Origin of the sequence: Campylobacter gracilis (genome assembly GCF_001190745.1) — a bacterium.
Classification (GTDB): domain Bacteria; phylum Campylobacterota; class Campylobacteria; order Campylobacterales; family Campylobacteraceae; genus Campylobacter_B; species Campylobacter_B gracilis.
Window position 1 is genome coordinate 204730 of the sequence record NZ_CP012196.1, and the last position, 12678, is coordinate 217407.

Here is a 12678-nt window from a genome sequence, read left to right on the forward strand (position 1 = left end):
TTACCCCTTTAATATGCTTGCTGCGATGAGGGCGTTAATGATTTTTAGCCGCTCCGCCAAAACCCGCAATAGCTCTAAAATATCGATATCCGATATTGCCTCTGCGTTTAAAAGTGCTGTATTAAATCCCTCCTCAGTCATCAAATATCCTTTCCTTGCCGTCGTTTGCGATATAATCCGAAATGATTTCAAGCGCCAAATCCCTATAAAAAGCGTCTTGATTGATGATAAACGCTACGTAGTTGATTACCGCATACGTTAGGCTCTCATCGATCATAATATGCTCTTTTTCATTGCTGAAATTTGGCTTGTCGGGGTATGTGATATAAAAGCCGTTCGCGACGTTTCTATATACTCGTTCGCTCTCTACGCTACGCAATAATTCGCTAGGCGTGCATTTGTTCGCCGTCCACAGCATAGCCTCTAAAAACATTTCGGACAATATCTCATCGGGCGGCATTTTCTTGCCGCCCACGACCTTATGAGCTAGAAATTCTTTTGCGAATTTCGACGTCATTATTTAACCTTTAAGCCTACGCCGATTGCAAAAGCATCCGCATTTCGCACCTCAAGCGTCGCTTCGGTGTAGTAACGCTTTTGTTTTGCAGTCTTGCTTGTGGTTACGTTCTCGATCATAGTAGGGATCAAAAGCCCATTTTTCATAAAGCTAAAGTCGCCCGCGATTAGCACGTCGTCTAGCTTATTTTGCTCGGACAAGTACCTATGAAGCCTAAAATTTACCTTTCCGAAGTCGGTATCAAGGCTTACTACGCTTGAATTGATGCTTTTTTCGTTGCCGAATTGACGGGTAGCAAAAGCATTGATCGCCTTTTTGAGTTTCGCGCCGATGAAAACGTCTCTAGGCGTCGCGCCCGCGTCCCAAATGTTTTGCAAAATTTTGTTTAAGGCGTCTTCGGTTAAAACCGTAGGCGTGCCGGTCCAGTCGTTTTTGCTATCGAAAGCAAGGACATTACCGCGTCTGCCGTTAACAAATGCCGACTCTCCTTTGGAAATATAATAAAACATTCCCGCCATCTCGCCCGCGACCGTATCGGCTCGTGAGGTAGGAGCTTTAAATATGGATACTTTGGTGTCAGTATCGCGACCTAAGCCGAATAGGGCGTATTCCATATCGCGCTTATGCTCTTTGGCGCGCTTGGTCGTTTCGCGCTCCATCTCTTTTCCGCCGTAGGTGGCTACTTTCTGCATCGTGTAAGATACGCTTATGTTGGTAGTGAAAATTTGCACGCTGTTAGTGGTTTTTTGAATAGTCGATTTTCGATCATCTGCGAAATCACTAATCTCAAGCTGTGCGTTCTTTTTAGGCGCCGCGATATTGTCGGTTAGCCAACTATGTTCAGTGTTCGTAACGTTTGAAGTTCCGATGAGACTTAAGACGGGGGTATCGTCCGCTCCGATTAGGATTATGCTATCGTAGACGGAGGGCTTTAACCCTTCTCTTTTTGTTGCTGGAGCTTGAAAGCCCGTAGATGTGATTGCCATAACGTTCTCCTTTTGAAAGTTAAGGCAATTTTCGCGCAAGTGCGGGTGCGTAATCTACCCATAAAACGCACTCTTTGGTATTTTTATATTAAATTTGAAGGATTTTTGATAAATTTAGATACGATTGCGTGGTCTGTTAGTTAAGATACGAGGGGGCAGCCATTGGTGCGGGGCTATACCTCGCACCTGAATTATCTCTCTGCCTCTCTTAACTCTTTTAATCTATTCGTTATAGCTACATATAGCTTGGCTCTATTTTTGGGCGTGATGGCTTCTGTGTGTTCTATGTCGCGCATTATCTTATTTAGCTTTATAGCATCAGTAGAGCTTGAAATTTTACTTTCCCACTCGCTCTTAGTTTCAGCTTCTTTGATAGCCTCTTTTTGTAAATCGGATAGATCTTTTGCCTTGCTTAAATAAAGCTCACCCTTGTCGTCTTTTTTGACGATATAATATTCTTTGGTATCACTTTTCCAGCTTCCATCGTCCAGCCTAGCCTCAAACATATCGCCCTCTTTAGCGTTAAAAGTGTAAGAGGTTTCATAATATTTACGCCTACTATCCCACATACGAGTATTGCTGTCTATAAACTCCCTTACGGGCTTTCTATCGTTAAAGCTTATTTTGGATAAATACGCGTGTCCGTGCTTTCTTGGATCAAAGCTTTTAATTGTCTCAAGAGTAAATTTTTTCTCTACGGGTTTATTATCTGCCAAGCCTTGTGCTTCTTTAGCTAGCTTATCTGCGGTTTTATCGCCTGCCGCCTCGTTCTCGATCCTTTGCTTAATCCCTGTTTTTTGATTTTCTATTATGGCTAGGCGCTCTTTGTCGTCTTTAGCGTTTATTATCGCCTTTCTAAGATCGGCGGGGGATAGCTCCTTTACTTTTTGGGAGGATTGAGGTATAATAGAGCCATGACTAGCCGATAAAAGCTCGTTTGAGCCAGGGCGAGCGCTTAAAACGTTATCGCCTAGCACCCTTGCCGACTCGGATCGGTGCGTAAGGAGCGGGGTGTCCTTACTATCGGCTATTATTTTTTTATCCATAACTTCTCGCATTTTAGGGCTATAACTTCTTAAATTTGCGTGCTTTATATAGTTTTCTGCCTCTTGCTCATCTAATACTAAATCAGCCATCTTACTTTTACTATTGGATTTATCGTGTTTTAGCGATCTGGCTAAATAATATCCGCCGTCAGCTCTTTTTTCAATCACTTCGGGCATATCGTCAAGTACGTTTTTAATCAAGTCATAAACGGCACGCCTATTTGTAAACATTTCTCTATGATGATTGAATAAATAATTCAAACTGGCGGTTATTGGGTTGTCGTTGAGCTTTAAATTTTCTTTTAGATATTTGCCTAATTCAAATTTTGCTCTATCAGGATAGTCGGTTCTGCCCTCCTTCATCGTAAAGCCCTCGCCCTGTTTGACAAGCTCGCCCTTGGCTACTTTGGCCGCCTTTTTGTCTAGCTCCTCTTTGATCTGCTTTTTAGCCATTTCGACTAGATTTACCTTTTCTTGCGTGGTTAAATTTGGATCCATCAGCGCCTTTTTTAATTCCTCGGGGTTAAATTTAGCCCTTACGGCGTCATCCTCTTGGGTTTTTAAAATTTGCCTGATTTCAGGGACTACCTCTTTTACAAATTTATTCAATCCATCTTTAGTCGCGCTGTCTAAGCCCTCTGTGGGTATTGCCTCGATATTTTTTATTGTGCCCTCTAAATCGCCCGCGTTTTTTAGGGCATTTACGATATGGTTTTTTAAAGCTTGATTATTTCCATACCAAGGGATTTTGGATTTCAATTTATTAACAAGTCGGTTTCTAAGCATTACCTGAAACGCTCCGGTAATCGATTTACCGATGCCTTGTTGTAGTTCGGCAGTCTTTGGGGTCATTTCGGATAGCTTTTTTAAAATTTCGCCTGAATTCTTAAGGATTGGCGCGCTTTCCTTGAGCTGATCTATCACCCCCGCTACTCGTTCGCTTTTAAAGGGGATTTGATCTATTTGCCCTAAAGCGGTCTTAAAATCGGTTATCCCCTCTTTGGTGTTGCGCTCTATGATGTTTTTAAGCAAGCCGCCCTCTACATTTGCACGCTCGGCAGGGTTTAGGACGCTTAGCACTTCATCCAAATTTAGCCCTGTTTGGTTGTCTGCGCTTTTAAGTAGGGCGGAAGTCAGATCGTTTGTGTTTTTCATTCCGCGCGTCAGTCTTTTAAATAGATCGCTTTGCTCTATCTCTTTGTATGCACTATAATCCGCGCGTGCCGTCTGCATTAGCTCTTTAGCTCTTGCGCCCACTTCAGGATTTATTTGCGAAAACTGATCCAGCGTGCCATCTATCGCGTCATCAATTATTCCCCTTGCTTCTCTTAGTTCGAGTAGTCTCTCCCTGCTTAGCGCGTCATTTGCTTTTTTTAGGGTAGAAATTTCCCCGTTTAAAAAAGCTCTTGCATCCTGCAAGCCCTCAAGACCTCCCTTTTGTATGCCTTTCATAGCGTATTTGGTAATCTGCGAGCCTTTAGGTAGCGTGTTTTCTAGCGCCTCGCCCACTCTAGCAGATAGCGCGCGAGTATCAAGCCCTAGCGTGCTGAATTCATTATCAAGCGTTTTGATGACATTTCCGAAATCATTTTTTGTGCGCGCCTCGTAGTTTTTGAAAACCTGCACGACATTCGGAGCGTCTTTAAAGCTTTCATTGATATTTTTTGCAAAACTTGAGTTCAAATTCGTCATAATTTTTTGGGTCTTTGCGAAAGCGTCGGCATCGCCCGCCACGCTTCTTGTGATTAGATCGGCGCCTTTATCGTTGCTTAGGGCGCTTGCGAGCAAGTTTGCCTCTCTTTCATTCAAATTTTCCCCTTGAATTACGCGCCTGATGGTCTGTTCGGCGGGCTTAATTCCCTTTTCGTTTATGTAGTTTATGCTTTTATCTATGGCCTCGTTCCCCGTTTTTGGGATTTGCAAAGACCGCTCTGAATTAGCGAAATTTTTAAATCCCTCCTCGCCCAAAGCGTTTTTAGTGGAAGCTAAATTTTTAAGAGCCTCCGCCTCGCCGCCCATAGATTTAATATATTGCGCCTCGGCTCCCTCGATATTGTCGGTTACGCCCCTACGCATTAAATTTACTAAAATGTTATTATCCGCAATTTTTGCCGCGTTTTTCGCCACCGGGCTTACTATCCTCTCGCCCGCTTGTTTAATCGCAGGCGCTGCGGCTTTTATGAGCTTACCTGTCCCCGCGATCGCTACGCCACCCAAGGCATCCTCTCCCGCGGCTTGAAGCGCCCTTGAGGCGTAATCGCTCGCGTCGTATTCTCTGCCCGTCGCTTCTCCCTTTTGGCGCAGGTCGTTCATTGAGCCTAGCGCACTGCCGCCTGCACTCATAGCCAGCATAGGCACAAGGCTAGCCCCGCCAGTAAACGGCGCGAGCCCTGCACCTACAACGCCTCCCGCTATCTCGGTCTTGCGTGCGGCTAAGTCATCCCAAAGACTAGGAGTGACCTCTTTTTGAATAATTCGTCCGTCCGCGCCTCGGGCTCCAAAATAAATTTTGCCGTCGCTGGTTTGCACCGCGCCTAAATCATATCCTGCATTTTTCGCGATGTAGTCTAAATCTTTTTGTAGCTCCGCAGCGTCTTTTTCATCCCCCGCTATGGTTTGGAAAAGGGACCTGCTAGATGCTTTTGCCACCCTATCTTTCAAAATTTCATCTTTGCTTTTTGCGGGCTCGCCGCTCCCAAAAAACGAGTTATCAAGGATGGTTTTCGCCTCCATTTCTAGCCCATCCAAAGCCCCGCCTAAAAATCGGTTCTTTTTCTCTTTGGCTCGCGCCTCCTCGCTACGCCCAGGTGTAGGAGCGGCAGGGATTGGGCGCCCGTCAAGCCCTAATTTAGGTGCGGAATTCATGACTTCGCCCGTTTGCTCGTCTCTTATCGGCACTCGGGTGTAGCCCTGAGTTTGCTGTATATTTTGCGCTGCGGGCTGCACGGCTGCCGTATTTTGTTGCGGGGTTAAGCTTGCCTGCTGCGCGCCCTGTTGCTTATAATATTCGGTTTTGGCGTAGTTTGTGATCTGCTCGGGCGAATACCCTTGCTGCATCAACGCGCTTATTTTCTCGTCGCCTAAAAAGCTTCTCGCATTCATCTAAAACTCCTCGTTAAAAATGCCTATTTCATCTAGTCTCTGGCGCAGATCATCGCTTGGTGAATACCCCCGCTGTGGTGCGGAATTTGTGGGCACACCCATTTTTTGCATAAATAGCTGGGTCGCCTCCCCGCTGCTTGCTTTCGCGCCTTTCTTTTTTCCTGCCAGCAGCTCCCTTATATCCTCGATTGATTTCATTTTCGCATCAAGCTGTCTTTGGTAGTCGTCGGCTCCCGCGTAACCTTGAGCCCTTAGGTTGTCTATCACGTTTTGAACTTCCATCAGGTCTTGTATGTATGAATTTATCGCGGTTTCTTGCGCGGTTTGCGAGCCCGTAATTCCTGGGTTGAGATTATCTCTAAAGGTCGTATAGTTAAAATTTCCGTTTCCTTTTTGCAGATTTTGTCTCGCTCTAGCCCAGCGATCGGCGGAGGCGTTGAAGGCTGCCGCATCGGTGCTGACGTTTGATCCCAGAGTGTTTACGGCTCTATCGAATATTCCGCTTTGCGTCTCGATACCCTTGCCTGTAAGACTGTTTAAATTTGAAGTGGTATTGATGAAATTCTCGCCGGCATTAAGGGCACTCATCCCTTCTAGAAATTTCTTTTGATTTAGCGCGATTGCGTTTTTCTGCCCCGCTGATGTTTCGGTTTGCTTTACCAGCTGCGGGTTCGTCTTTGCCGCGGCGTAAGCGTTGATATACTCGCGTTGCGCCTGTGGATCGGTCATTCCTTGCGGTATTTTCCCGCCGAGAGTATTGAATATTATATCCGCTTCGGCGTCGATCTGTTTTTGTTTGCGTTGCGCCTCCTGCTGTTTCAAGATAGGCTCTTGCGCCTTGTTTATTCCTCCTTGCGCTTCGGTTTGCAGCCTATACTGCCTGCCTAGATTAATCTTCTCCGCGTCGCTCAAGCCCTGAGGCAACTCCCCGAATTGTCCGCCTTGTTGCCCTGCGTTATACCACGCCATATCTATGCCCGCCTGCTTTTCCTGCTCGGCTTGCGCCTTATCTCGAGCTTGGCTCATATTCCATTGCAGCTGCGCGTTTTGCCTTGCGTTGTCGGCGTATAAATTGCCGATTTGGGCTCTACGCAGCGCGTCGGTGCTGTAAAAATTCCTCAGCCCCAAATCCTGATCGAAAGCGTTTTTCTTTGCGATTTCGGCTTCCGCCGCTTGATTATGCCGCGCGGTTTCTTGATTTTTCTGCCCGTATAGGTATTCTTTCATCAAATTTGCGCGGTTCGTCTCGTCAAGTTGCGCCTGATTTTGATTTTTCGCCACGTTGTCCTTATAAATTTCATAGAGCGATTTGCCGACCGCTCCGACTGCATCTATCATCTGCGTATCGTAGTTGAAATCTACCTTATGGGGGTTAAAAAAAGCCATTTTCTACCTCGCATACGTTGAAGCGTTATAGGCGTTATATAGGTCTTGTTGAGCGCGATCTTGTCTGTCGATCTCGCGTTGCGAAAGCATTTTGTTGAAATTATATGCGTCTTGCTGCATTTGCAGGGCTTTATTCGCCGCTTTTTGCTGCTGCAGACCAGAATACAAACCACCAGCCAATCCTACTGCCTGTAACCAATTAGGAGTGCCTCCGCCCGAGCCTGAAAATAGGCCTAACGCACCATTTCCTACTCCCTTCAGCATATCGAGAAAATTCCATCCACTATTTGTTCCTGCTAAATTTGCAGGCAAGCTTGCAAAATTTGTAGCTAAACCCATCATATCCATCTCGTCCTCCTTAAAATCCCGCCTGTTTTAAAAGCTCCGCGCCGATCTCTACGTCGCTTACGTCCTCGCCTTTTTTCATCCTATCAAACGCCCCGAGCTCTCCGCCCGATTTGTTCGTATCGATGATCTCGTCAGGCTTTTGCGTAGGCGTTGCGATCTTTATCATCGCGTTTGCTACCGCTTTCCAGCCGTCGTAGCTTTCGCCAAGCAGTGGCAAAAAGCCGTTTTGCTCCGCCCATTTTCCCATCTCCTCAGGCTTGATGGTCGGATAATCCTTGGTAAATTGATCTAAATTTTTGTCAAAAACCGCCCTCTTGCGCGCCGCTTCTTGCGCCTGGGCTTGCGCTTCTTGAAGCTGTCTGATCTGCTCTTGCATCTGAGGCATTCCTTGCAAGCCCATACTATCTAGCAGCGCTTGTTGCTCGGGCGGAAGCTGCGCTGCTTTGGCCTGCTCCGCCGCTTTGGCTTTTTCCGCCTCTTGCGCCGCCTTTTGCTCCTCTATGCCTTGCATAGCGCTTGCTATCATATTTTGCAGATTTTCTTGCGTAAGCTGTGGCTGCTCTGTTTTTTGCCCCTCCGTAGGCTCTGCACCTTGCGCTTCCTGTGGCTCCGTTTGCCCCTCGCTCGCTTCTAATTCGCCTACCAATGCGTTGATTGCGTCTTGCTCCGTCATCTCTACTCTCCTGTATAGTTTTCAAAAAATTCAAAAAAGCTTTCTATCAGCTTCACCTTATCCATTGCCCGCAGGCGGCTTTCGTCGCTTGCATTCTCATCTTGCGCCGCGATCAGATACTCCTCATATTTGATACTTAGCAAAACGAGGAATTTCCTTACGGCGTCACTCCCTAAAATCGGCTCAAGCTCTTTATTTGACGTCAAATTTGAAATAGTGGCGTCAAAAACCTTTTTTTGCGTGTTAGAAAGCATTATTTCCTCCTTGCATTGGATTTATATCGGGCGGTATCTGCGGCGGCAAAATCATCTGCTCTAGCCCGCTGCGCTCGCCGATAAACTCGCTTGCGTTTTTGATACCGTATAGCGGCAGAAGCTCCAAAAGAAGCTTTTTGCTCGCCTCTTTCATCGCGGCTGCTCCCGCCTGATCGCCTATCTGCAAACACATTCCAAACTGCGCGCCGATCATTTTCGCCGCATCCATCAAGGATTGCTTTTGCACCTCCTTATTTAGCGCTCCGATGCCGGTGTTTAAATTCACTTTAAAACTCGGCACTTCGCCGCGCCCAAAGCCTGCGAAAAATATCGGGTCGGCATATTTCCACACCAAAAACGCAAGCCGTTCAAATATCGGCTCAAAAAAGGTCTCGTTGAATGTGCGGATATAGCCTTGAAGCCTTACGCTGCCCTCGTTCGCCATTATGCTTGCCATCGTGGCGGTCTCTTTTCGCACGGTCGTCGCGCCGTTTTGTTGTGGAGAGACGCCGCTAACTTCGCTCATTTCGTTTTCGATGACCTGAAGCGCCGCCATCGCTCCGCCTATGTCGCCCGCGGGCAGAACCTGCACGGCGCTCGGCTGATCTGCGTATATCGGCGTGCCTACGCTCTCAAGCTCGCCCCGTTCCACCATCGAAGCCTTGCCCAATATGATTTTCGGCGCGACCTGCTGGCGAATGACGTCGGTGATCGAGTTTCTATTCACGTTGAGCTCGTTTTGTAGCGGCAGCATAGACATCAGCGCAGGCTCGCCGTAGGCGCTGACGTAAATCTCCTCATCCGTGCATCTGATCTGCGGCAGCATATAGCCCACTATGAAAGGCTGTCCGTCTCGCAGCTCTATTAGATCGCGCAAAAGCTCGTTTTCATAAAGGCTAGAAACATACCATTTGCCTCCGCGCAACTCGTAAATTTCATAAATTTCAAATCTCTCATACGGCTTTTTGTCTGCGAAAGCCTCTTTGTTCTCTATCCTGAAAATGCCCCTTTTGCCGTAGCTCAAAATATCCTCGCTGCTAAGATATATCCTATGTACCAGATAGGATATGTCGTTTAGCCCGCGCGCGCCCGGGTCGAAATATAGATCTTGCAGGCTCACTTCGTCTATCATTGCGCGGTCTTTGCTCCAATACACCTTTACCGCGCAGCTTGCCGAAAACGGCGCGCGCAAGAATATCGGCGCAAAGGTTTTGTATAGATTTATGCTCTCCGCGTAATGATCTATCGCGGCCTGCCATTTATCAATCACGTCGTCCGAGGAGTTGATATAGGGCTCAAGCTTTGCGAATTTATCGTTATTGAAGTAGGTTTCGGTTAGCCCGTCGTAAATTCTTTTTGCCTTTGAATTGAGCTTCGGGATATAGTTTTTGCTTTTGTTGCGCTTTTGCAGGCTCTCCATTAGCTCGGGGCGCAAGATCAGCAAATACGCCTCCTCCAAATCCTTAAAACCTTGCTTGTAGTGTTCGTAGCCGTCCATCGCCGCAGTTTTGAGCTCCTGCAGGTATGCCGTCCTATCCATTGATGATCCTTTTCATTTTGTAGTATGTGCTTTTTGAAACCCCCGTGAGTTCGCGCACCCTCTTAAATTTCGCTCCGTCTCTCACAAGCTCCGCGGCGAGCCTGATTTTGTGAATTTTTGTCGGCATCTGCTTCATTCCGCTAGCCAGATCGCAGATCATCACGAATATGCCTAGCCTCAAAGCTCTATCGTCCAGCCTCGCCAAATTCCGCACGAGAGTGGGCGAAATTTTTTCAAAAATATAGTCTGTTTTGAGTGCATTTTCTACCCATAGTTCGCACTTTTCACCACGCGTAGTCGTCATATCTTTGCTCCTTTCTTTGCGGTAGTATCGGGCAGAGATCAAAAAAGCTCATCGCCAGCGCATCGGCGCGGTCAGGGCTTCTGCCATACTCTTTTTTGATGCCTTCTTTGGGCATCAGCAAATACCGCTCCTTTTTGTCAAAGTAGAAAGCTATCGTTTGAAGCTGCCTTTTGAGCTCCTCATCGGGCGCGATCGCAAGAAGCGGGAGCTTTTCGCGCAGATTGAAATACATCTCGGCGCGTTTGTTTGCATATTTGCGCTCGTCGCTTGCCTTGAAACTTCCCTTTGCCTCGCGAACGATGCCGCGCAGCCCTAGATCGCACAGCGTATCAAACACCCCCGCGCCCACTCCGATAGTATCTATGTATATCGCGTGAGGCTTGAGATCAGTTCTCTCATACTCGCCGTAAATTTCGCGCGCCAGCTCGCTCGTGCTAGCTATACGGTAGGGCTTCAGAGGCTCTACGCTATCTCCCTGCCTTTTGCAAAGCACGCTTTCGTCGTCTCCCTCGCGCGCCACGTCCAAAGCCCAGATCACGGGCGCGCCCGCATCGAAATATCTTTGCTTGCGAAACGCAGCCTCGATAGCAGCCAAAGAAAACACGGAGTTTGAGGTAGTATCCAAAAACTCGCCGAAAATCTCCTGCCTCGCTACGTCGCTATCCGCTCCTCCCAGCTCTGCGACCAGCCTATCAATCTCCTCTTTTTGCAAAAGCGGGTTGTCGTAGCTGGAAAACTGAAAATTTCTCCAGCCTTTTTCGTTTCTCATTCCGCGCTGCGCCAGATCAAAAAACTTATTTTTCCCTTTCGGCACACCGCCTATGAATGCGCGAGAGTTCGGATTATCTAGCAGCATAGGAGAGATCGCATTATCCCACAAATAGGGGTCTTTAAGGATGATGCCCGCCTCATTGAGGATGACCGTGTCATATCCGAAACCCTCGATATTTTCGGGGCGCTCCGCGGAGCGAAAATCAAGATAGCCCCCACAGATTTTGAGTTGCTTGTCTTGCGCGTTCCAGTTCCACAGCTCTTTTGGCAACTGCCGCAGCTCGGGGAGGAAATACCGCTCGAAATATCTTTTCAAATTTGCCGCTATCGTGTCTACCCAGAGTATCTTTTGCCCCTCAAGCAGCCACTCGATGCAGGCATTCGCCGTGCCTTTGGTGAAGCCGAAGCGTCTGCCTTTTTCAATGGTACAAAAGCGCGCGTCATTTTGGAAAAACACAGCCTTTTGCTGCGGCGTATAGCGCAAGTCGAGAGCTAGCTCACTCATCGCTCGCCCCTATCTCTCGCCTGGTGATCTGAATTTTCGTCTGCTGCGCGTTTGTGTTTTGAATGATCGTTTCTGGCATACGTCCTAGCACGGTCTCTTTGTTCTTTGCCGTGATGCGGGCGTGCGCCTCTATGTCGCATAGTCTCTCTGCGGACTCCAGTGCAGCATTTGCCAACTTTTGATTTCGCAATGCCGAGTTTTGAAAATATATGAGGTGTTTTGTGGCTTCGTCTACCGCAGAGTGAAAGGCTTTCACTTCTTTTTCACTGCGGTCTGCAAGCTCCGTATTTATCGCGACTTGAGCTTTCACAAGCGGCGCGAGATCCCTTTCTACGCCGTTGCAAATTTTAAAAACCGCGCCTATGCTGACTTCATACTTCAGCGCCAGGGAGTTTTTGCTCGCCCCCGCCTTGTAGTCTGCGATGATTTTTTCTCTTTTTTCGTCCGTGATCCTTGCCATATTTCACCTTTTTTTGTGAAATGTTAGCACGGGTTTGAAAAAAGACTTCGGCTTGTGAAAATTTTTAAAGAATGTTGTTGAGGGGAATTATTTTTTAAATTTCTCGATGAGCGCCAAAAGCTCGTCTAGCGCCCTAGCTTTCTCGTAGTTTTTCATCCAACTATCTATCCAATCAGGAACGGGGCGTTTTTCATCATTGAAGCTTCGCACGGACGCAGGATGAAGCCCCACCATCTCCGCAAAATCAGCAACGGATAAATTGAGATCTTTTAGTTTTGTCACGAATTCTTGTTTTGTCATATCTATTCCTATCCAAATTTCCATAATTATAGCAAAATAAAACAAAATATTTTATTTTCTCATAAAAATAATGCAAAAAGTTTTAAAAACTCTTGACATTTGAAACAAAATGTATTATAATACGCTCAATTTAAAACAAAATGTTTTACAAAGGAGTAAGAGATGAAAAATCTATTTTGGGAACAGGGCGTTAAGGCCGTAAGACTTTTGAACGGTGAAGAGTTTAGTTTGGGTCATAATCCGGCTGGAATAATCGTTTATGATGAAGATGGCGAAATCGTAGGACTGCAGAGTTACGATAACGCAATATTTTATCCTGCCAATATTATTAAAGATGTTTTGGTGGCCGAGGGGCAAGCATGGTTGAGCTTTGATGAGTTTCAGCTTGATTGCTGCTTCGACTTCTACAATGAATTCGGCGGCTGGGATAATACTACATACACAAAAGAAATTTGAGAGCATAGGTCTTGGGAAAAATGGAAAGCA

The 12678-nt window shown here is 46.8% G+C and carries 14 protein-coding genes; 1 reads left to right on the top strand and 13 read right to left on the bottom strand.

Annotated features, from left to right (window positions below):
* The 13 genes from CGRAC_RS11665 to CGRAC_RS01085 all read right to left on the bottom strand — a co-directional run bounded on the left by CGRAC_RS11665 (position 1) and on the right by CGRAC_RS01085 (position 12192).
* The gene (locus tag CGRAC_RS11665) at positions 1-141 is read right to left on the bottom strand and encodes a hypothetical protein (RefSeq protein WP_005868943.1); all 141 of its coding nucleotides are present in this window, start codon (positions 139-141) and stop codon (positions 1-3) included.
* Positions 134-517: a hypothetical protein gene (locus CGRAC_RS01030; protein WP_005868944.1), complete on the bottom strand. Its 384-nt coding sequence runs from the start codon at positions 515-517 to the stop codon at positions 134-136. The genes CGRAC_RS11665 and CGRAC_RS01030 overlap by 8 nt, the downstream gene beginning before the upstream one ends.
* On the bottom strand, positions 517-1503 hold the full coding sequence (locus CGRAC_RS01035) for an SU10 major capsid protein (RefSeq protein WP_005868945.1): 987 nt from the start codon (positions 1501-1503) through the stop codon (positions 517-519). Before CGRAC_RS01035 ends, CGRAC_RS01030 begins: the two co-directional genes overlap by 1 nt.
* Before the next feature lie 191 nt (positions 1504-1694).
* Positions 1695-5651 carry a hypothetical protein gene (locus CGRAC_RS12270; protein ID WP_069435687.1) on the bottom strand — a complete coding sequence of 1319 codons (3957 nt, stop codon included), beginning with the start codon at positions 5649-5651 and terminating at the stop codon, positions 1695-1697.
* A complete protein-coding gene (locus CGRAC_RS01045) occupies positions 5652-7037 on the bottom strand; it encodes a hypothetical protein (RefSeq protein WP_005869957.1) in 1386 nt (461 codons plus the stop codon).
* 3 nt (positions 7038-7040) lie between these two features.
* Positions 7041-7385, bottom strand: a complete 345-nt coding sequence (locus CGRAC_RS01050; protein ID WP_005869958.1) for a hypothetical protein — start codon at positions 7383-7385, stop codon at positions 7041-7043.
* A 10-nt stretch (positions 7386-7395) separates the two neighbouring features.
* The gene (locus tag CGRAC_RS01055) at positions 7396-8058 is read right to left on the bottom strand and encodes a hypothetical protein (protein WP_005869959.1); all 663 of its coding nucleotides are present in this window, start codon (positions 8056-8058) and stop codon (positions 7396-7398) included.
* 2 nt (positions 8059-8060) lie between these two features.
* Positions 8061-8312, bottom strand: coding sequence for a hypothetical protein (locus tag CGRAC_RS01060; RefSeq protein WP_005869961.1), 252 nt, complete (start codon positions 8310-8312; stop codon positions 8061-8063).
* Positions 8302-9852 (bottom strand): portal protein, encoded by a 1551-nt coding sequence (locus tag CGRAC_RS01065; RefSeq protein ID WP_005869963.1) that lies wholly within the window; start codon positions 9850-9852, stop codon positions 8302-8304. Before CGRAC_RS01065 ends, CGRAC_RS01060 begins: the two co-directional genes overlap by 11 nt.
* The gene (locus CGRAC_RS01070) at positions 9845-10156 is read right to left on the bottom strand and encodes a hypothetical protein (RefSeq protein ID WP_005869965.1); all 312 of its coding nucleotides are present in this window, start codon (positions 10154-10156) and stop codon (positions 9845-9847) included. The genes CGRAC_RS01065 and CGRAC_RS01070 overlap by 8 nt, the downstream gene beginning before the upstream one ends.
* Positions 10137-11432, bottom strand: coding sequence for a hypothetical protein (locus tag CGRAC_RS01075; protein WP_005869967.1), 1296 nt, complete (start codon positions 11430-11432; stop codon positions 10137-10139). The genes CGRAC_RS01070 and CGRAC_RS01075 overlap by 20 nt, the downstream gene beginning before the upstream one ends.
* Positions 11425-11892, bottom strand: coding sequence for a hypothetical protein (locus CGRAC_RS01080; RefSeq protein ID WP_005869970.1), 468 nt, complete (start codon positions 11890-11892; stop codon positions 11425-11427). The genes CGRAC_RS01075 and CGRAC_RS01080 overlap by 8 nt, the downstream gene beginning before the upstream one ends.
* An 87-nt stretch (positions 11893-11979) precedes the next feature.
* Positions 11980-12192 carry a hypothetical protein gene (locus tag CGRAC_RS01085; protein ID WP_005869972.1) on the bottom strand — a complete coding sequence of 71 codons (213 nt, stop codon included), beginning with the start codon at positions 12190-12192 and terminating at the stop codon, positions 11980-11982.
* A gap of 162 nt (positions 12193-12354) precedes the next feature.
* Between CGRAC_RS01085 and CGRAC_RS01090 the strand changes: the two genes are divergently transcribed.
* Complete coding sequence (locus tag CGRAC_RS01090; RefSeq protein ID WP_005869974.1) at positions 12355-12648, top strand: hypothetical protein; 294 nt, start codon at positions 12355-12357, stop codon at positions 12646-12648.
* The last annotated feature ends 30 nt before the right edge of the window (positions 12649-12678 follow it).

Coding starts and splice junctions, on each gene's coding strand:
- CGRAC_RS11665 (WP_005868943.1), bottom strand. CDS start 141: ATGACTGAGGAGGGATTTAATACAGCACTTTTAAACGCAGAGGCAATA.
- CGRAC_RS01030 (WP_005868944.1), bottom strand. CDS start 517: ATGACGTCGAAATTCGCAAAAGAATTTCTAGCTCATAAGGTCGTGGGC.
- CGRAC_RS01035 (WP_005868945.1), bottom strand. CDS start 1,503: ATGGCAATCACATCTACGGGCTTTCAAGCTCCAGCAACAAAAAGAGAA.
- CGRAC_RS12270 (WP_069435687.1), bottom strand. CDS start 5,651: ATGAATGCGAGAAGCTTTTTAGGCGACGAGAAAATAAGCGCGTTGATG.
- CGRAC_RS01045 (WP_005869957.1), bottom strand. CDS start 7,037: ATGGCTTTTTTTAACCCCCATAAGGTAGATTTCAACTACGATACGCAG.
- CGRAC_RS01050 (WP_005869958.1), bottom strand. CDS start 7,385: ATGGATATGATGGGTTTAGCTACAAATTTTGCAAGCTTGCCTGCAAAT.
- CGRAC_RS01055 (WP_005869959.1), bottom strand. CDS start 8,058: ATGACGGAGCAAGACGCAATCAACGCATTGGTAGGCGAATTAGAAGCG.
- CGRAC_RS01060 (WP_005869961.1), bottom strand. CDS start 8,312: ATGCTTTCTAACACGCAAAAAAAGGTTTTTGACGCCACTATTTCAAAT.
- CGRAC_RS01065 (WP_005869963.1), bottom strand. CDS start 9,852: ATGGATAGGACGGCATACCTGCAGGAGCTCAAAACTGCGGCGATGGAC.
- CGRAC_RS01070 (WP_005869965.1), bottom strand. CDS start 10,156: ATGACGACTACGCGTGGTGAAAAGTGCGAACTATGGGTAGAAAATGCA.
- CGRAC_RS01075 (WP_005869967.1), bottom strand. CDS start 11,432: ATGAGTGAGCTAGCTCTCGACTTGCGCTATACGCCGCAGCAAAAGGCT.
- CGRAC_RS01080 (WP_005869970.1), bottom strand. CDS start 11,892: ATGGCAAGGATCACGGACGAAAAAAGAGAAAAAATCATCGCAGACTAC.
- CGRAC_RS01085 (WP_005869972.1), bottom strand. CDS start 12,192: ATGACAAAACAAGAATTCGTGACAAAACTAAAAGATCTCAATTTATCC.
- CGRAC_RS01090 (WP_005869974.1), top strand. CDS start 12,355: ATGAAAAATCTATTTTGGGAACAGGGCGTTAAGGCCGTAAGACTTTTG.